General features: G+C 64.9%; 19 protein-coding genes. 15 read left to right on the top strand and 4 right to left on the bottom strand.

The window, feature by feature from the left end; translation table 11 throughout:
* The first annotated feature begins 5 nt into the window (after positions 1 to 5).
* Positions 6 to 1,163 carry a hypothetical protein gene (locus tag CKV91_RS01190; RefSeq protein WP_021104037.1) on the top strand — a complete coding sequence of 386 codons (1,158 nt, stop codon included), beginning with the start codon at positions 6 to 8 and terminating at the stop codon, positions 1,161 to 1,163.
* A gap of 40 nt (positions 1,164 to 1,203) precedes the next feature.
* Here CKV91_RS01190 and CKV91_RS01185 read toward each other — a convergent pair whose 3' ends face one another.
* Both CKV91_RS01185 and CKV91_RS01180 read right to left on the bottom strand, forming a co-directional pair.
* A complete protein-coding gene (locus CKV91_RS01185) occupies positions 1,204 to 1,698 on the bottom strand; it encodes a SixA phosphatase family protein (RefSeq protein ID WP_021104038.1) in 495 nt (164 codons plus the stop codon).
* 206 nt (positions 1,699 to 1,904) lie between these two features.
* Complete coding sequence (locus tag CKV91_RS01180; protein ID WP_065860380.1) at positions 1,905 to 3,017, bottom strand: TRM11 family SAM-dependent methyltransferase; 1,113 nt, start codon at positions 3,015 to 3,017, stop codon at positions 1,905 to 1,907.
* Between the two features lie 129 nt (positions 3,018 to 3,146).
* On the opposite strand from CKV91_RS01180, the gene CKV91_RS01175 reads away from it, so the two are divergent.
* Together CKV91_RS01175 and CKV91_RS01170 are read left to right on the top strand one after the other, a co-directional pair.
* Positions 3,147 to 3,788, top strand: coding sequence for a fluoride efflux transporter FluC (locus CKV91_RS01175; RefSeq protein ID WP_021104040.1), 642 nt, complete (start codon positions 3,147 to 3,149; stop codon positions 3,786 to 3,788).
* A gap of 11 nt (positions 3,789 to 3,799) precedes the next feature.
* Positions 3,800 to 4,144, top strand: coding sequence for a fluoride efflux transporter FluC (locus CKV91_RS01170; RefSeq protein ID WP_051167236.1), 345 nt, complete (start codon positions 3,800 to 3,802; stop codon positions 4,142 to 4,144).
* A 377-nt stretch (positions 4,145 to 4,521) separates the two neighbouring features.
* Here CKV91_RS01170 and CKV91_RS01165 read toward each other — a convergent pair whose 3' ends face one another.
* Positions 4,522 to 5,082: an inorganic diphosphatase gene (locus CKV91_RS01165; protein WP_021104042.1), complete on the bottom strand. Its 561-nt coding sequence runs from the start codon at positions 5,080 to 5,082 to the stop codon at positions 4,522 to 4,524.
* Between the two features lie 177 nt (positions 5,083 to 5,259).
* Here CKV91_RS01165 and dacB point away from each other — a divergent pair, with 177 nt between their 5' ends.
* From dacB to CKV91_RS01130, 7 genes are all read left to right on the top strand, one after another.
* A complete protein-coding gene (dacB, locus tag CKV91_RS01160) occupies positions 5,260 to 6,600 on the top strand; it encodes a D-alanyl-D-alanine carboxypeptidase/D-alanyl-D-alanine endopeptidase (RefSeq protein ID WP_095140910.1) in 1,341 nt (446 codons plus the stop codon).
* Between the two features lie 2 nt (positions 6,601 to 6,602).
* On the top strand, positions 6,603 to 7,604 hold the full coding sequence (gene tilS / locus CKV91_RS01155) for a tRNA lysidine(34) synthetase TilS (protein ID WP_021105132.1): 1,002 nt from the start codon (positions 6,603 to 6,605) through the stop codon (positions 7,602 to 7,604).
* Between the two features lie 29 nt (positions 7,605 to 7,633).
* On the top strand, positions 7,634 to 8,185 hold the full coding sequence (gene hpt / locus CKV91_RS01150) for a hypoxanthine phosphoribosyltransferase (protein ID WP_021104046.1): 552 nt from the start codon (positions 7,634 to 7,636) through the stop codon (positions 8,183 to 8,185).
* A gap of 103 nt (positions 8,186 to 8,288) precedes the next feature.
* Positions 8,289 to 10,409, top strand: coding sequence for an ATP-dependent zinc metalloprotease FtsH (gene ftsH, locus CKV91_RS01145; RefSeq protein WP_065860552.1), 2,121 nt, complete (start codon positions 8,289 to 8,291; stop codon positions 10,407 to 10,409).
* 261 nt (positions 10,410 to 10,670) lie between these two features.
* Positions 10,671 to 11,261 (top strand): GTP cyclohydrolase I FolE, encoded by a 591-nt coding sequence (gene folE, locus CKV91_RS01140; protein ID WP_065860382.1) that lies wholly within the window; start codon positions 10,671 to 10,673, stop codon positions 11,259 to 11,261.
* A gap of 79 nt (positions 11,262 to 11,340) precedes the next feature.
* Entirely contained in the window at positions 11,341 to 12,480 is a 1,140-nt protein-coding gene (locus CKV91_RS01135) for an OmpA family protein (RefSeq protein ID WP_051167238.1), read from the top strand.
* Between the two features lie 170 nt (positions 12,481 to 12,650).
* Positions 12,651 to 13,115, top strand: coding sequence for a hypothetical protein (locus CKV91_RS01130; protein WP_036957017.1), 465 nt, complete (start codon positions 12,651 to 12,653; stop codon positions 13,113 to 13,115).
* Between the two features lie 158 nt (positions 13,116 to 13,273).
* Here the strand turns inward: CKV91_RS01130 and CKV91_RS01125 are convergent, their stop codons facing one another.
* Positions 13,274 to 13,567, bottom strand: coding sequence for a hypothetical protein (locus tag CKV91_RS01125; protein ID WP_021104051.1), 294 nt, complete (start codon positions 13,565 to 13,567; stop codon positions 13,274 to 13,276).
* Between the two features lie 203 nt (positions 13,568 to 13,770).
* Between CKV91_RS01125 and folP the strand changes: the two genes are divergently transcribed.
* The 5 genes from folP to CKV91_RS01100 all read left to right on the top strand — a co-directional run bounded on the left by folP (position 13,771) and on the right by CKV91_RS01100 (position 17,164).
* Entirely contained in the window at positions 13,771 to 14,649 is an 879-nt protein-coding gene (gene folP, locus CKV91_RS01120) for a dihydropteroate synthase (RefSeq protein ID WP_411791893.1), read from the top strand.
* 28 nt (positions 14,650 to 14,677) lie between these two features.
* Positions 14,678 to 15,376 (top strand): DUF6498-containing protein, encoded by a 699-nt coding sequence (locus CKV91_RS01115; protein WP_065860383.1) that lies wholly within the window; start codon positions 14,678 to 14,680, stop codon positions 15,374 to 15,376.
* A 239-nt stretch (positions 15,377 to 15,615) separates the two neighbouring features.
* Positions 15,616 to 15,978 carry a dihydroneopterin aldolase gene (folB, locus tag CKV91_RS01110; RefSeq protein ID WP_036956994.1) on the top strand — a complete coding sequence of 121 codons (363 nt, stop codon included), beginning with the start codon at positions 15,616 to 15,618 and terminating at the stop codon, positions 15,976 to 15,978.
* On the top strand, positions 15,975 to 16,649 hold the full coding sequence (folK, locus tag CKV91_RS01105) for a 2-amino-4-hydroxy-6-hydroxymethyldihydropteridine diphosphokinase (protein ID WP_095140909.1): 675 nt from the start codon (positions 15,975 to 15,977) through the stop codon (positions 16,647 to 16,649). Before folB ends, folK begins: the two co-directional genes overlap by 4 nt.
* Positions 16,646 to 17,164 (top strand): DUF3180 domain-containing protein, encoded by a 519-nt coding sequence (locus tag CKV91_RS01100; RefSeq protein ID WP_021105127.1) that lies wholly within the window; start codon positions 16,646 to 16,648, stop codon positions 17,162 to 17,164. Before folK ends, CKV91_RS01100 begins: the two co-directional genes overlap by 4 nt.
* Positions 17,165 to 17,170: the final 6 nt, after the last annotated feature.

Below are 17,170 nucleotides of genomic sequence, written 5' to 3'. Positions count from 1 at the left end.
TACGTATGACGGATCCATCCCTGGAGCGTTCCCTGCACGGCGGTGCGGACGGCGTCCGTCCGGTCAAGGACGAGTCGTCCCACTTCGACGCCGACGCCACGGTCGAGATGGATCGCAGAGCCATCAACCGCCCCGCAGCTGCGAGAGGAAACTCCGACACGTCCGCACAGCTGGGCAGTCGCTCCCCGAGGCGCGACACGTCCCAGTTCGACGATGCTGCCCGGACAGACACCGCCCAAGGGGACGACAAGACACGACCCACCTCGGGCGACTCCGCTGGCCAAGCTGGTTCCGATGATCGATCGCGACCGGCATCCTCCGCCTCCAGGAACGACGTCGACCCTGCCCCTGATCTCAGTGAGACCACCTCTCGTGTTCTTCGCGAGCCGGTGTCCCCCGGGGACGAGACCCGAGTGCTCACCCCCACCACACCCCCCGCCTCGGCGCCCAATGTCCCCACGCAGCGTATTCCGGATCTTCCCAACGACTGGTTCCGTGACCCGGAGGCAGAACACAGCGCGGTGTTCGCCACCCAGAAGTCCGATCCGGTGCGCTTCACCCCTCCCGCCGACGAGTCCACGACGCAGGACCAGGTTGACGATGCCGAGGAACAGCACCGGCTCTCCGCCCCCGCCATCGCTGCCATTGTTCTGGCGAGTGCAGTCCTGCTGCTCATCGTCGTCGTGTGGGCCTTGCTGCGTTCCGGGCCGGACATCGGCGCCCCGACCTCGAACGCGCCTGCTGTCGCGTCCTCGCCCGCACCGACCTCCAGCCCATCGGCCACTGCTTCTGCGAGCTCCGCTGCCTCTGCAAGCCCCAGTGCCGAGGAATCGAGCGCCGAGGAATCGAGCAGTTCTCCCTCCCCGACGCCCACGCAGGAGTCCAACACACCCACGACATCGGCCACCCCGAGCCCCACTCCCAGCGGCTCCAGCGTCCCCGAGACGGCGCGTCAGTGCGATGACTCGGTCTGGGGCGATGGCAGCGCCTCCTGCCAGCTGGCTCGTGCCGCTGCCTCCCAGCTCCCGCCGCACTCGCACGGGACGATCCACATGACGGTGTTCAGCCCCGCCTCGAACCGCAGTTATGACCTCACCTGCACCGGCGACGAACTCGTCACGTGCACAGGTGGGCGCACCATCGCCGTCTACGTGCAGCGTTGAGCCAACGGGATCTGGAATCGGCGGGGTGAGGCGATGAGCCTCACATCGGCGGTTCCCACACCCCGCGCAGTGACGTGTTGGTCGCGAACTCCTCGGAGATCTCGCGCCACGGCCCATCCACCGCGATCTCGGTGAGGGTTGCCGGCGGGTAGTGACACAGTATGGACTGCCCCTGGCTGTCCGTCGGGTCTGCGGACAGCTGTGCTGCCAACTGCGGGATCGCCGGGGAGTGTGCGATGACGAGCAAGGTGTTCACCTCGTCATCCAATGACTCGGAGATTCGCTGCCGCATGGTGGGCACCGTGCAACCGTACAGCACACGCATGGTCTCCACGCGACAGTCCACCTCCAGCTCCTCGAAGGTCTGCTGGGTGCGTCGGGCGCTGGAGACCATGGCGAGATCGATCCTGCGATCGGCAAGTTGGAGCCCCATCTCGTGGGCCTGACGCCGACCATAGGCCGTGAGGGGACGGTCGTGATCGGTGGCTGCCATCGGAGCGGCCTGGGCATGGCGCATCAGCAAGAGGGTGTGCATGAGATCATTGTGGCACCCCTGCCGACCAGCCACATGGGCTGTTCGAGACACGGCACGAAGGACCGGCACTCACCCGGCTGGTGTCAGTGATCGTGTGGCGGGTGCCTCCCAGCAGTCGCTGTGCCGGTCGGGCCGGCACGTGCCCGGTGGCGCAGCACCGCACCATTCGGGGCAGGATCGTCCGTGCGGGGCAGGATCCTGAGGCGTCAGGCCGTGGCCTTCACGGCCACTGCCACGTCGCGATGAATCGACGAGTCGACCCGGTGGTCCAGCCCGCGGTGCAGATCGTCGTCCAGCGGCTGCAGCCCAGCGTCGGCCATCATGGCGAGCAGATCCTCCCGAGCCAGGCCGAACGTGTTCCACGAGATCCCCATGGCCCCGCCGGAGCGCAGCTGGCTGGCCCACACACTGATCGACTCGCCGAGCAGCTGGGCGGGTGAGCGGTCCCGACCCGAGGAACGTCCGTCACGGCCACCGTGCCGCTTGTCGGCGGTGGTCCCCTTCCCACCGCCCTTGGCGTCCGGCCCCTTCGCGGCAGGACGGGACGTCGCTGCGTGCACCACTCCGTAGGGGGCGTCAACGACGACGGCGTCGAACTTCTTGCGCCCCCAGAGCTTGGCGCTGTCGCGGGTGTCCCCGGTGAACACGCCCATCTCCAGTGGTTCGGAACTGGGCAGGCGCAGTTCGGCCTCGTACTTCTTTCCCAACACCCGACCGTCCCGACGCACGGGGTGGGTGCGTGAGGTGTGTTTGAGACGCTTGTGACGCAGCCACGTCGTCATGTGGGCGGCCAGTGCCTCGACGGCCTTGACGTCCAGCTCCACCCCGTAACCGTTGTGCCCGGCCAGCCAGGCCTCCTGCAGGGTGGTGCCGCGCCCGGCCATCGGATCGAGGATCGCCAGCCGCGCCCCCTGGTCACGCCGTGCTGCGGCCGCCCCGGAGAGCCCGGCCAGGGTGACGTTGAGCAGCAGTCGGGTGAACTGCTCGTTGGTCTTGCCGCGGTACTTGGGGATCGTCACCAGATCCTCATCCAGCACATGGGTGGTGGGAAGCTCGATGGGACGCAGCAGCTCGCCCTCCCGCTGGAAGGCCGCCAGGGTGGCCGATGCCCGCGAGACGGCCCGCAGGACGGCCGGGGCCAGTGGTTGCTCGGCATCGTCGATCTCCAGTGCGATGCACTCCACCCCAGCGAGCACGATCGGCTCGGCGCCACGGACCTGTGGACAGCACAGTGCCAACTCGGCTGCCGCCAGACGCGGAGCCTGATTGGCGTAGACGTGGTTGGCGGACGGGGCTACCAGGACCAAGCAGGATTGCACGGACGAATTGTGTCACGAGTAGCATTCAACTGCGAGTGTGCCGGTCCTCGTCCTGGTCGGGGCCTTCCCGGCCCCCTATTGTCCCACGCCATCCCCCGCCGTCCTACGTCCAGTGTCAGGAGCTGCGTCATGACCGTCCCCGCCGATTCAGCAGGCGATGTCGCGAAGGTTGCTGCGGGTCACGTCGCTCCCCGAACCGTCGAGATGCATCGGCAATGGCGGTACCTGCTGCTCGTCTTCCTCGGGGGATGTCTGGGGACGCTTGCCCGGTGGGGGGTCGGCGCTGCCATCGGTGACGCAGGGGACTGGCCGATGGGCACGTTCACGGTCAACCTCGTGGGATGCCTGGCCCTGGGATGGCTGCTGGAAGGACTTGCGCGGTCCGGGCCCGATGAGGGATGGCGGCGGCTCGTGCGACTGTGCCTGGGCACCGGATTCTGCGGTTCCTTCACCACCTACTCCAGTCTGGCGACCGAGACAGTTCTGCTGGGACGCGACCGTCCCGTTCTGGCAGCGAGCTACCTTGCCGTGAGCGTCGTCGCAGGTGTGCTGGCGGCATGGGTTGGCGTCCACATGGCGGCTCGGACCGTGGGGACGGCGTCCCGCCATGAGGCATCGGCTCGCGGACGACATCGCGCTTCGACGCGCCCCGATGAGTCCTCAAGTCACCTGCCTGCCCACTCCACGCCGAGCCGACACTCACAGGACGAGTCGAATGAGGGTCCGAACGGGGCTCGTGACCAGCATCCTCTGCGAGGGGGTCAGCGGTGACGATCGTGCTCATGACTGTTCTGGGTGGTCTTGGTGCCATGTGCCGGTTTGCCTTGGACGGCTGGATTCGGGGCCTGGCCAGGACGCTGATGCCGTGGGCGACGTGGGTGGTCAACCTGCTCGGCTCGGTCGTCCTGGGAGCGTTGACGGCGGGCGTCGTCAACGGGGCGAACCCCGATCTCAAGGTGATTCTCGGTACTGGTTTCCTCGGCGGATTCACCACGTTCTCCACTGCCAGTGTGGAGACGGTGCGGTTGCTGTCCGGACGTCATGTGTGGGCTGGACTGCTCAATGCCGTGGGCATGGCCCTGACGTGCCTCGCCGTGGCCGCCGGTGGGTACGCCCTCATCAGGTGAGCGGGTACACCCTCTTGAGGTGAGCCTCCGAGGCGTGGTACGTGGGGGAGTCACCTCACCTGGGCCGTGCCCACCCATCTCACGGTGGACCCACCAGCCAGGTTCTGGTGCCAGTGGTCACCTTCTGGTCAGGGTGCCCAGCGCCGCCGTCACCGCTCCACGGAGCGTCGCCGGGAACGACAGCGATGGGGTGGCCGGTGCACGATGAGGTCTGGCGCAGGCGTGCTGGGCAGTGGACATGCAGACAGGAGAGCTGGTGGTGAGACTGCCACCAACTCCCCTCATTGCCCCGTGGGATCAGGCTGCTGCACGGGGCTCAAGCTGTGCCGCATGAGGTCACAGGCCACCGTATTAGGCTCAGGCTGCCGTGGGGGAACTCAGGCCAGGTTCACGTTGTGATGCTCGTACGGTGTGCCCTTGGCACGCTCGGTCGATGCCTTGATCTCGGCCTCGGCCTCCGCCCGATCGGTCCACGTGGCGCCCTCCACCGATTTTCCGGGTTCCAGATCCTTGTAGACGGTGAAGAAGTGCTCGATCTCCATGAGGGTGAGGTTCGACACGTCGTCGATGTCGATGAGGCCGTCCCGGCGACGATCCGCGGCCGGTACGCACAACACCTTGTCGTCACCGCCATTCTCGTCCTGCATCTGGAACATTGCCAGGGCACGGCACTCGATGAGGCAGCCGGGGAAGGTCGGCTCGGGCAGCAGCACCAGGGCATCGAGCGGATCACCGTCCTCACCCAGGGTTCCCTCGATGAATCCATAGTCGTAGGGGTACTGGGTGGAGGTGAACAAGGTACGATCCAAACGGATCCGACCGGTTTCGTGATCCATCTCGTACTTGTTCTTGGTGCCGCGGGGGATCTCGATCGTCACGTCGAAGGTCATGGCATCGGGCATGCCAGACGTGAAGATGTTCATGAAATCGTCGGTCACAGTCGACCCTCTCTTGTCTCAGACGTGCGAACTGGCGCACACTGTATTGCAGTTTTCAGGAGGCTCTACGTGACACACACACGTCAACGACGGCGCGCAGGCCAACCCCTGAAGTTGTTGGTGTTGCTGGTTGCCGTAGCACTGACAGGCTCAGGAACCGCTACCTGCGCACATTCTATGCCCGTCCCGAATCAATTGCCCACCGAGGACACACGGGGTGCCTCTCGGCACCTCCCATCGGGTGCCGATGCCGTCCCGGCAGATGGGACGAAAGACTCGGAGGAGGCCACCGGAACCGCCCAGAAGCCCAGAACCACTCAGAAGCACGGCGTCATTGACGCAGCCCCCGTCGAGAAGGCTGACGGGCACACCGACACTGCTGCCCTGGCCAAGCGACTCACCGCCATCAAGGGAAAGCCGGGGCACACGGCAGCAGCCGTCGTCGACCCTGCCAGCGGCAAGGAGCTCTATGCCGCCGGCGACGACACCCTGCTCATGCCGGCCTCCAACCTCAAGGTCGTCACCATGGCGAGCATGCTCAGCGTGCGCGACGCCGGCACGCGATTCACCACCACCGTCGTCAGCCCGGCCCCCGGAAAGATCGTCCTGGTGGGTGGGGGAGACCCCTACCTCAAGCGCTCCCCGGGTAAGGATGGCGGCTCTTGGGCCTCCACCGAGCAGCTTGCCAAACGTACCGCGGCGGCGCTGAGGAAGGCCGGGACGACGTCGGTGACGCTCTCCTACGACGACTCCCTGTTCAGGGGAGCCACCTGGCACCCGTCTTGGCCCAAGGACTACGCCGACCAAGTGACGACGATCACGTCACTGTGGGTGGACGAAGGAGTGGACCCGGCCACCGGTGTGCGAGTCGGCAACCCGGCCGACCAGGCTGCGACGACGTTCGCCGACCAACTCAAGGCCAATGGCATCAAGGTCACCGGCAAACCAGCTCGCACCAAGGGCAGCGGTGCGAAGATCGCCGAGGTGCGCTCGGCCCCGCTGGAGGAGATCATCAACCGTGCCCTGCTGCACTCCGACAACTCCGCCACCGAGGTCATGGGCCGCCAGTTGGCCCTGGCAACGGGTGGCAAACCCGATCCTGCCGGGGTGCGGGCGGCCCTACAGGCCAAGCTCAAGGAATTCGGTGCCTGGCAGCACGGTGCCGTCATCGACGACGCCAGCGGTCTGAGCCGCTCCAACCGAGTGAGTCCCAGGATGCTGGCCACGGTGTGGACGAAGGTGCTCGCCACGCCAGCCATGCAGCCCATGCTCGACGGTGTGCCGATCTCCGGGGTCACCGGTGGGCTGTCGTACCGCTACGACCAGCCGGAGACGAAACCCGCCCGTGGCCTCGTGCACGCCAAGACCGGCACACTCACCGGGGTGGCGTCCCTGTCGGGTTGGGTGCGTACCCCCGATGGTCGCGTCCTGGTGGAGGGGCTCATCGTCAACGATGCCCCCGTCGACCAGGGGCAGGTCTGGGTCGACCATGCCTCGGCAGCCGTCTCCCACGGGTGAGCATGGCACGCAAGGCACTCGGCCCGGCAAGTCTGCAGGTGGCCCAGGCGTTGCGGGACGCTCTCACCGGCGTGCCGGAGGCCACGGTCGGCTGCTCGGGTGGGCCGGACTCCCTGGCGCTGGCACTTGGCGCAGCCTGGGCCGGGCAACGTACGGGCACCTCGGTGCGGGCGGTGATCGTCGACCATCAGCTGCAGGACGGCTCACACGAGGTCTCCCAGCAGGCTCGCGCCCAACTTGCCGGTCACGACGTGCCAGCCGTCATCGTGAAGGTGCACGTCGACCCCGGTGATCCGAACGGCCCGGAGGCTGCTGCCCGTGCTGCCCGGCGAGCCGCCCTGCTGCAGCATGCCGGTGGTGGCCCCGTGCTGCTTGGCCACACCCTTGACGACCAGGCCGAGACAGTGCTGCTCGGGCTGGCCAGAGGATCGGGGGCCAGGTCGTTGTCGGGAATGCGCCCCAGATCCGGCCGATTCTGGCATCCGCTGCTCGGGGTGCGTCGTGCCACGACCGTGCAGGCCTGCCGCGAGTGGCAGGTGGCGCCCTGGCACGACCCCCAGAATGCCGACCCGAGCTTCCTGCGCTCCCGGGTGCGCACCGAACTCATGGGGCAGCTCGCTCATGTGCTGGGGGAGGGGGCGATCGTCAATCTCGCTCGCAGTGCCGAGCTGCTCGCCTCCGACGACGAGGCCCTGAACAACGTGGTGACATGGTGGTTTGCCGGCGGCGGAACCTCTCACGAGCAGCAGTCGCACGTGGAGCAGTTCCCACCGGGGGCATCCATTGAGGCGAACCTTCCCGTGTCGAAGCTCCACGCGTTGCCAGATGGGTTGGCAGGCCGCGTCGTCAAGGCGTGGTTGGAGCATCGTGACGTGCACCCGTTGCGGGTACACGTGCAGGCAGTGCTTGGCCTGGTGGATGGCCCGGGAGGCGCGCGAGTGGACCTTCCCGGTGGAGCCGTGCGCAAGGAACATGGCGAGCTGGTCTGGCTGGCGAGCTCGTGAGGACGCCGCGAGAACGATAAGGTGATCCCGTGCGCGCAGCAGACTTGGGTTCAGACATCAAGGAAGTCCTCTACACCGAGGAGCAGGTGCATCAGCGAGTGGTCGAACTGGCCGCCCAGATCGATGCCGACTACCAGGACCGCGAGGTCGTCCTCGTCGGGGTGCTCAACGGTGCCGTCATGACGTTGGCAGACCTGTGCCGGTCCATGAACAGTCACATGACGATGGACTGGATGGCAGTGTCCTCCTACGGGGTGGGCACCACCTCCAGCGGTGTCGTGCGTATCCTCAAGGATCTTTCCGGGTCCATCGAGGGCAAGGACGTCCTCATCGTCGAGGACATCATCGACACCGGACTGACGCTGAGCTATCTGCTGCAGAACCTCAGCTCCCGTGATCCCAATTCGCTTGAGGTCATGGCGATGTTCCGCAAGCCGCCTGCCCTCACCTCGTCGGTGGACGTCAAGTACGTCGGCTTCGACATTCCCAACGAGTTCGTCGTCGGGTACGGATTGGACTACGCCGGCCACTACCGCAATCTCACCGACGTCGCCACCCTGGCCCCGCACGTCTACTCCTGATTCCGCGTCACCCTCTGGACCGCCGGCGGACTCACACTGTGGTCCGGTTTGGCTGCGCTGGTATCGTGGCCGGGCGTATTCTCTCCGATACCTGTAGGTGCTCATGAAAAGTTCGCATCGTTTCCTGCGCAGCCCGGTGCCCTGGGTCCTGCTGACGATCGTGGCGGTCATCGTCGTGTCGCAATTGGTGGGGTCCCAGCACAGTTACGAGGAGATCCCGACCTCGCAGGCCGTGAGCATGATCAACGGCAACACCAAGCTCAAGCAGGTCACCCTGACCGACGGCGACCAGATCATCAGGATCACCGACAAGAACGACAAGCAGTATCGCTCCTACTGGGTCGGTGATCAGAGCCAGGAGCTCATCAAGAAGCTCGACGAGCGCGTCGCGGACAAGACGGTCGACGAGTGGAAGGGTGAGAATCCCGGTCCGAGCGTGTGGAAGTCACTGCTCATCAACGTCGTACCGTTCCTCATCATCCTTGCCCTCTTCATCTGGATGATCAACGCTGCCCAGGGCATGGGTGGTCGCGGTGGCGTCATGGGATTCGGCAAGTCGAAGGCCAAGGTGGGTGCCAAGGACACCCCCAAGACGACCTTTGCCGATGTTGCCGGCTGCCAGGAGGCCATCGAGGAGCTGCAGGAGATCCGCGAGTTCCTCGCCGAGTCCGACAAGTTCCGCAGGGTTGGCGCCAAGGTGCCCAAGGGTGTGTTGCTCTATGGCCCACCCGGTACCGGCAAGACCTTGCTGGCAAGGGCAGTTGCTGGTGAGGCCGGGGTGCCGTTCTTCTCCATCTCCGGCTCGGACTTCGTCGAGATGTTCGTTGGCGTGGGAGCCTCACGCGTGCGAGACCTCTTCGAGCAGGCCAAGGAGGCCTCGCCGGCCATCATCTTCATCGACGAGATCGACGCGGTGGGACGCCACCGTGGTGCCGGCATGGGCGGTGGCCACGACGAGCGTGAGCAGACCCTCAACCAGCTGCTCGTCGAGATGGACGGATTCGACGTCAACACCAACGTCATCCTCATTGCCGCCACCAACCGGCCCGATGTCCTCGACCCGGCCCTGCTGCGTCCGGGGCGGTTCGATCGTCAGATCGCCGTGGAGGCCCCCGACATGGAGGGTCGTCTCAAGATCCTTCAGGTGCATGCCAAGGGCAAGCCGATGGCCAATGACGTCGACCTCACCTCGATCGCTTGCCGTACCCCGGGAATGACGGGTGCCGATCTGGCCAATGTGCTCAACGAGGCCGCCCTGCTCACCGCCCGGGAGAACCTGCCGGTGATCGGCAATGCCGAGCTTGACGAGGCCATCGATCGCGTCATCGCCGGTCCGCAGAAGAAGACGCGGATCATGAACGAGCACGAACGTCTCGTCACCGCCTACCACGAGGGCGGTCACGCCTTGGTCGCCGCCGCGATGCCGGGCACCGACCCGGTGCAGAAGATCACCATCCTGCCGCGCGGACGTGCCCTGGGCTACACGATGGTCATGCCCGATGCCGACAAGTACTCCCAGACTCGTGGCGAGCTGCTCGACTCCATGGCCTACATGATGGGCGGACGGGCAGCCGAGGAGCTCATCTTCCACGACCCGTCGACCGGTGCCTCCAACGACATCGAGAAGGCCACCAAGGTGGCTCGTGCCATGGTGACCCAGTACGGTCTGTCGGCCGCGATCGGCACCGTCCAGCTGGGCTCGGGGGATTCCGAGCCATTCCTGGGCATGACGGCCGGTCAGCAACGTGACTACTCCGATGTCACCGCCAAGATTGTCGACGACGAGGTGCGAGAGCTGCTGGAGAACGCCCATCAGGAGGCCTTCGACTGCCTCATCGCCAACCGTGAGGTGCTCGACGAGCTGGTGCGTCAGCTGTTCCGCAAGGAGACGTTGGGCAAGCAGGAGGTCGAGGAGATCTTCAAACCGCTCAAGAGGTGGCCCGAGCGTGGAGCGTTCACCGGATCGGACCGGCGCATTCCCTCCGACCAGCCTCCCGTCACCCCGCCTGCCGTCGAGGGAGTTGACGACGACGCCCCGGTGACGCCGGGGCCGCGACACAGCGAACTGCCTCCCAACCCCGGTCAGCACAGTCCGACATCCCCCGGATCGGCTCCGCAGCCCCCCAGTGGGCAGGAGGATCCAAGTGGTTGGGAACCACCGCACGACTGGCGCCCCCCGTCCTGGGGCGGCCCAGAGGAGACGCCGGGGAACACCACCCCCTGAGCGCTGAGTGGCGTCTTCCCTCGTCGGTGACCCCACCAGTGGATCGTCCTGACACCACTCCGGACGGTGAGTGGTGCCAAGGGGTTGGGAACCGTGTTGGTCACCGTGCCTACCGACTTGCGGACGGTGAGTGGGGCCAGGGCCCTCGTGGCGGGAGTGGTGACGTGCGCATGCACGCGCGCCTGCCCCTAGGTGCGGTGCCTGCTCCAGCCATGGGCGATCCTCCGGTGCGCGCCTGGTCGGTGGCCTAGGATTGATCGGGTGAGCGAGTCCACCCCAGAGTTCCGTGTCGACGTCGTCCGGGCCCAGGCTGCAGTGCGTGAGTTCCTGCTGGCCATCGGTGAGGACCCGGATCGAGACGGGTTGCGCGAGACTCCGACCAGAGTGGCGAAGGCGGCTGGCGAACTGTTCAGCGGGATGGGCCAGGACCCCGCCGAGATCCTGGCCACCACCTTCGACATGTCGCATGACGAGATGGTGCTCGTGCGCGACATCGAGGTGCACTCGTTCTGTGAGCACCATCTGCTGCCCTTCATCGGTGTGGCACACGTGGCCTACATCCCCGCCCGAAACGGCCGGGTCACCGGGTTGAGCAAGATCGCCCGGCTGGTCGACGCCTACGCCCACCGTCCACAGGTGCAGGAGCGGCTCACCACCCAGGTGGCCGATGCCATGATGGCGTGCCTGGACGCCCGTGGGGTGATGGCCGTCGTTGAGTGCGAGCACATGTGCATGACGCTGCGCGGCATCCGCAAGTCAGGTGCCCGGACGATCACCTCTGCGGTGCGCGGGATCATGAAGGACCCAGCCACTCGGGCCGAGGCGATGGGGCTCATCACCGCCGGACGTTGACTCTGCGATGGATCGGCACACCCGGAAAAGAGCCGGGGTTGGCGACAGCGGGGCGAATCCGGCTTGGTACTGTCAACTCGTGACCGTGCGTGGTATCGGGATAGTTGGTCTTCTGTGTAGTTTTGTTGTGGGTCTCGGTTCTGTGGTGACTCCGGCGTGGGCTGGGGAGGATTCTCCTGTTCCGGTGCCGATTGTTGATGCGGTGGCGTTGAGTCCTCATGACCGGTCCAAGCGGAGGGGTGTGGAGCCAGGGTCGGTGGTTCTGGCGTTGCATGCGGTGCGGCGTCTGCCGCAGGCCAGTGTTGTCTATTATTCCTTGACTGTTGATGGGTCTGCTCATGGGTTGGAGGAGAAGGGGATCGGTGATGATCCTTTCATCTTCCTCGTCGACTATCTCGTTGGTGCAGGTGCTGGTCAGGCGCATTACAGTGGTCAGCTTCAGGGTGATGGTGCCATTGTGGATGTGCGGCATCACAAGGTGTATCTGGAGATTGCTGATGCCATACGGTGTCAGATGTGTGCCAATGGTTGGTTCAATGGGGCTCCTGAGCAGACTCCGGTGGGTCATTCGAGGTTGGGGTGGTTCAGTACTGCGCCTGTTCCCTCTGATGTGTCGAGGGTGGATGTGGCCTTGGGCAACAGGATTTTCCATGACGTGCCGGTGGGTGATGGTCCGTTGACGCCGACTGTTGACCGGCAGACGGCGGTGCAGCGGTGGAGTTCCGATGGTATGCCGTTGGGGGTGGGGTGGCCTCTGCTTGATCCTGCTGATTTGTCGGGGGTCGATGTCGGGAAGTTCGTCAAACCGTTGGTGTCGACCACTGGTGAGGTTTCGGATGCGCGTCGTGAGCGGGTGTCGGGTGGTGAGACCAAGATTGATCTGAGTGCCAACGTGTTGTTCGACAAGGATTCCGATGTGATCAAGCCGGCTGGTGGGAAGGTCATTGATCGGGCTGCTCGTGAGTTGGTTGAGCACAAGGTGTCTGGCACGGTTTCGGTGATTGGGTACACGGACAATCTTGGTAGTGCTTCTCATGGGTTGGATCTGTCGCGTCGGCGTGCTGGGGCGGTGGCGAAGGTGTTGGGGCCTCAGTTGCCCAAGGGGGTTCGGTTAGTGACCGATGGCAAGGGTGAGGCTGATCCGGTGGCGAGCAATGACACCGAGGCTGGGCGTCGGCTCAATCGGCGGGTGACTCTGACGGTGAAGGGGGTGTCGTGATGAGGTTGTCGTGTGTGCGTGCTGGTGTTGTCGGGGTGTTGGTGGCTGGTGTGTCTGCGTGTTCCTTCGGGTCGGGTTCGTCTGATTCGTCGGTGCCGTCGCCCAGTGTTTCGTCACCGAGTGTGTCGGCGTCGGTGGGTGCGCCCAGTACGGCTGGTTCGCCCAGTGTGGTGGGTTCGGCCCGGGCGCAGGCGTGGGAGTCGGCTGCTGGTCGTCGGGTGATGGAGCGGGCCAGGGGGTCTGTTGCTGCTCCCCGTGAGGTGGCGGCTTTCCAGGTTCATCCGCGCCTTGATGGTTCGGTGGCCACGGTGCATGTGGCGTCGGTGCAGGCTGGTCCCACGGGGACGGTGTTGACGTTCTGGCTCACCTCACCAACCCCGGATAAGGTGATGACCTGGGTCAACCCGGAGGAGTTTCCGTCGCTCATCGACACCGTGGGGGGTGTGAAGTACTCGGTGGACTCCTACCCGGGCTCGACCTCGTCCATCGTCGTTGGTAGTGAGGAGCCGAAGATCGAGCCTGATGGGGTGTATCTCATGCAGGCTGCCTATCCCGTGTTGCCGGACACGGTGAGGAAGGTCAAGGTTGCCGTGGGTTCTGAGGTCTCGTCGGTCGAGGTGCCAGTGACCCGCTGACCAACCAGCAGCACCTGAACTGTGGCGAATAGTGTGTATTCGGGCACGTGGTGATCGCGAGGTCACAGTACGAATCCGGAATCCACGTCCGCATGGTGTCCGTGCAGTATGCAGGATGTTCAGAACTCCAAGTGCTGAACCTCCTGGGGAGTACTGGCTCAGCGACGGTCGAAGTACACGTTGCGCGGCTTGGCCCCGAATCCGCACCGGATCGAGCCGATCTCCTCGACGTTGTACCAACGGCTCGTGGGGTCGGGCATGAGGGAGCAGTCGAGGTGCATGCGGAACTGCCCGGATTTGCCGCTGCAGTACCCGAGGACGAGGTTGTCGTCGCGCAGCTGATAGTTGCAGTATCCCGGGATGGCGTCAGCACGCTGATGGATGGTGGCCATGGGGGCCACGGCAGCCACAACTGCGATGGCTGCAATGCCAGCCTTCTTGATCCACGACATGACGGTCTCCTTCAAATGAGGCTGACGTGACGGTGCAGGGGTGCATGCTGCAAAGACGGCACTACTAAACAGCGCATCGTGCATGATGTCAATCCGATCTTCGCCACTGTGGAAACCGCCCGGGGAAAATCGCTCTAGACTGAAGAACCGTGCTGACCATTGATCCCACTGCCACCAATCCACACCCTGCTCGTACCCTTGTCATGGGTGTGGTGAACGTCACCCCGGATTCCTTCTCCGATGGAGGGCTGTGGGCCGATCCGAAGGTTGCCATTCGTCATTCCTGGGATCTGCTTGCCCAGGGTGCAGACATCCTCGACATCGGTGGGGAGTCCACTCGCCCTGGCGCCGAGCGCACCAGTGAGGCCGACGAGATCGCCCGAGTGGTTCCCGTCGTCAGAGCCCTGGCGAATCGGGATGGAGCCCCACGGGAGGGCTTGCAGGGAACCGATTCACACGTGGCCGGTGAGTGGGATCCGGATCGTCCACTGTCCATCTCGGTGGACACCATGCGTTCCCGAGTCGCCCAGGAAGCCATCGATGCCGGGGCCACCATCATCAATGACGTCTCCGGTGGTCTGGCGGATCCACGCATCCTCGACGTCGTCGCCTCGGCTGGCGTCGACTACATCCTCATGCACTGGCGTGGTCAGTCAGCGACGATGCAGTCGCACGTTCACTACGACGACCCCGTGGAGGACGTCATCACCGAGCTCAGCGCCCGGGTTAATGCAGCCGTGGCGGCAGGCGTCGCACGGGAACGGATCATCGTCGATCCTGGTATCGGCTTTGCCAAGACAGGGGAACAGAACTGGGAACTGGTGCGCCATGCGGACCGGGTCCAGCAGGCCTTTGCCGACCTGCGAGTGTTGTGGGGGGTGAGCCGCAAGCGGTTCCTCGGAACCCTGCTGGCCCACGGTGACCAGCTGCGCCCAGCACCTGAGCGTGACGCGGCCACTGCCGCGATCACGACCCACTGCGCCCTGCACCGGGCCTGGGCAGTGCGTACCCATGAGGTACGGGCCAACCGGGACACCTGCGAGACGGTCGCAAAGATCCTCCAGACGTCGGTGATCCACTGAGATGAAGGTGTGACCTCGAGGAGGCCCGATGCCCCGGACGAATGTGACGACCTACAGCATCATCATTGCCTACAATGTGTTCACGCTTGTCGGGGGCTTCGCTCTGGACTGGCCGATGGGAAATGTCCTGCTGCTCGCATGGGCTGAGACCGTCATGTTCGTCGTTGGTGGCACGGCGGCCAATGCGCGTCTGCGGTGGCAGTCGCGACACGGCGGACGAAAGATTTGTGACGACTTCGCGGTGGCGACCGTTGACGACGCAACCTTGAACAGTGCTCTTGAGCACCCGGCCAGTTTCTTCTTCAGGGATCTCATCTTCTGCTTGGGTCATCTGGGTCTGGCCGGCTGGATCGCGGTATGGATAGGTGTCAGCTTCTCCGTCACGGCTTTCTGGGTCCCATTGGGGTTGGCGGTTTTTCGGCATCTCACCGAAGAGTTCACCGATTCGTTGGCTGATCCGTACGTGCGTCGTGCCAAGGATCTGCGGGCTGCACATGACGCCGATCGGAGGGTCTTCACCCAGCACTTCTTCGTCTTTGCCGCCTGGGGCCTCATGATCTTCCTGTCTGTCCACGGGCTCTCACATGTTCTTGTCCTGGGCATGGTCGGGTTGTACGTCGTGTTGAAGACCTTTGTCGAGGTGCAGATCACGTGGTCCCGAGATCACACCGTCAGCGTTGACCAAGCACGCGCTGCCCGTGTCGAGAAGCTCATGAGCGGCCACTGACGATCCACTGCACACCAATGAGAACGACGACTTCGCCAAGTTTCGCCACGATTCTCAGGATGCCCAGATCGACACTCAGACGACCACGGTTTCTCGGAGCATGGATGTGTTCCGTGGTAGCTGTGCGTTGGCCGTTTCGTCCGAGCTGCACCAGTCCTGAGCCTCGGAGCTCATCTGGCTCCTGACACGCCTTGCGGCGTCCGGCTGGTGGATGGCTCACTCGCGGTAACCTCGTGCCCATGACCGATGACGGACACATCACGGTACGCGGGATCGTGGCAACGGGACGCCACGGGGTGCTCGCGAGCGAGCGTGCACACCCGCAGCCCTTCGTCGTCGACCTCGACCTGCACCTGCCGATCGACACCACCAGCGACGACCTGGCCCGTACCGTCAACTACGCCGAGGTGGCCACCCGGGTGATTGCGGTCATCGAGGGCGAACCTGTCAATCTCATCGAGACCCTCGCCGGACGCATCGCCGATGACTGTCTGACGCGTCATGACCTGCTCGACGAGGTGACGGTGACGGTTCACAAACCCCACGCGCCGGTCGGTGTCGTCGTGGACGATGTGGCCGTGACGATTCGAAGGAGGCGATGAGGACCGTGACCGATCCCGCATTGACCGATCCCGACGCAGGCCGTTCTGGCCACCTCGCCCCAGAACCGACGTCAGGGCCGCGAGGTACGAGACCAGACGTCTCCGACGCAGCAGGCACCGATTCGACTGGTGGCTCGCCCCGGCTCGGATCCGTGCGACGCCAGGTGGTGCTCAGCCTTGGCTCCAACGTGGCCGATTCCGTGCATGGCGATTGCGTGCAGATCCTGCAGCAGGCCGTCGACCTGCTCGTCGCCACTGCTGGGGTGGACGGCGTCAACGTCTCCTCGGTGTACCGCACGACCCCGGTGGGCCCGGTCACCGATCAGCCGGACTTCCACAATCTCGTCCTCGTCGTCGAGACCGATGTGACACCGCAACGGCTGCTGGAGCGGGCGAATGCCGTCGAACAGGAGCTGGGCCGGGTGCGTACCATCGACGGCGGACCGCGCACCATCGATGTCGACATCGTCGCCATCTCGGACGAGGTCATCGACACCGCCACACTCACGGTGCCGCATCCGCGTGCCCACGAACGTGCCTTCGTGCTGATGCCATGGTTGGAGGTCGACCCGCAGGCTAGTCTCGTCGGTCATGGCCCAGTGTGCCGGATCGTCGACCAGATGGACGTCTCGGGAGTTGTTCGTACCGATGAGAAAGTCACGCTGCCATGACCCGTGAACTTCCCCAGAACTGGCCCGATCACCACGAGACCCCACCGCCGCACGGCAACCTCACCCCCACCACCAGCCGGCAGGTGTGGGTCGCGCTGCTCAGCGGCGCAGTGCTGGGATGGTTCGTGTTGAGCATCTACACCGTGACGGACTCGATCGTGCCGGTGTTGCCCATGAGTACACCGATCATCCTGGCCGTCATCGCGGTGGCGGTGTGGGTCGACTCCCGTCTGTTGGCAGCCAAGGTTGCCGACGAGAAACGGGAGGTCTCACCCACCGAGGGACTGGTCAGTCTGGCCTTGGGCAAGGCACTCGTGCTCACCGGGGCCGCTCTGGGTGGGGCGAGCATCGTCTACGTCCTGGCGAACATTGCGCATCTGGACATTCCCTCGCCACGCCAGCGGGTCGTCATGGGATCGGTGACGGTCGTCGTGTGTGCCCTGCTCAGCGTGTCGGGATGGCAACTGGAGAAGGCCTGCCGGGTGCCGAAGGACCCGGACGGGAAGGATACCTGAATGCGA

This window comes from Cutibacterium granulosum (genome assembly GCF_900186975.1).
In the GTDB taxonomy this organism is placed as follows: domain Bacteria; phylum Actinomycetota; class Actinomycetes; order Propionibacteriales; family Propionibacteriaceae; genus Cutibacterium; species Cutibacterium granulosum.
The sequence above is the reverse complement of the archived record's forward strand: the minus strand, read 5'-3'. Positions and strand labels throughout refer to the sequence as shown.

What these genes read in the sequence shown, in the direction of transcription:
- CKV91_RS01190 (WP_021104037.1), top strand. Translation starts at nt 6, where the DNA reads ATGACGGATCCATCCCTGGAGCGTTCCCTGCACGGCGGTGCGGACGGC.
- CKV91_RS01185 (WP_021104038.1), bottom strand. Translation starts at nt 1,698, where the DNA reads ATGCACACCCTCTTGCTGATGCGCCATGCCCAGGCCGCTCCGATGGCA.
- CKV91_RS01175 (WP_021104040.1), top strand. Translation starts at nt 3,147, where the DNA reads ATGACCGTCCCCGCCGATTCAGCAGGCGATGTCGCGAAGGTTGCTGCG.
- CKV91_RS01170 (WP_051167236.1), top strand. Translation starts at nt 3,800, where the DNA reads ATGACTGTTCTGGGTGGTCTTGGTGCCATGTGCCGGTTTGCCTTGGAC.
- dacB (WP_095140910.1), top strand. Translation starts at nt 5,260, where the DNA reads ATGCCCGTCCCGAATCAATTGCCCACCGAGGACACACGGGGTGCCTCT.
- tilS (WP_021105132.1), top strand. Translation starts at nt 6,603, where the DNA reads ATGGCACGCAAGGCACTCGGCCCGGCAAGTCTGCAGGTGGCCCAGGCG.
- ftsH (WP_065860552.1), top strand. Translation starts at nt 8,289, where the DNA reads ATGAAAAGTTCGCATCGTTTCCTGCGCAGCCCGGTGCCCTGGGTCCTG.
- CKV91_RS01125 (WP_021104051.1), bottom strand. Translation starts at nt 13,567, where the DNA reads ATGTCGTGGATCAAGAAGGCTGGCATTGCAGCCATCGCAGTTGTGGCT.
- folP (WP_411791893.1), top strand. Translation starts at nt 13,771, where the DNA reads ATGGGTGTGGTGAACGTCACCCCGGATTCCTTCTCCGATGGAGGGCTG.
- CKV91_RS01115 (WP_065860383.1), top strand. Translation starts at nt 14,678, where the DNA reads ATGCCCCGGACGAATGTGACGACCTACAGCATCATCATTGCCTACAAT.
- folB (WP_036956994.1), top strand. Translation starts at nt 15,616, where the DNA reads ATGACCGATGACGGACACATCACGGTACGCGGGATCGTGGCAACGGGA.
- folK (WP_095140909.1), top strand. Translation starts at nt 15,975, where the DNA reads ATGAGGACCGTGACCGATCCCGCATTGACCGATCCCGACGCAGGCCGT.
- CKV91_RS01100 (WP_021105127.1), top strand. Translation starts at nt 16,646, where the DNA reads ATGACCCGTGAACTTCCCCAGAACTGGCCCGATCACCACGAGACCCCA.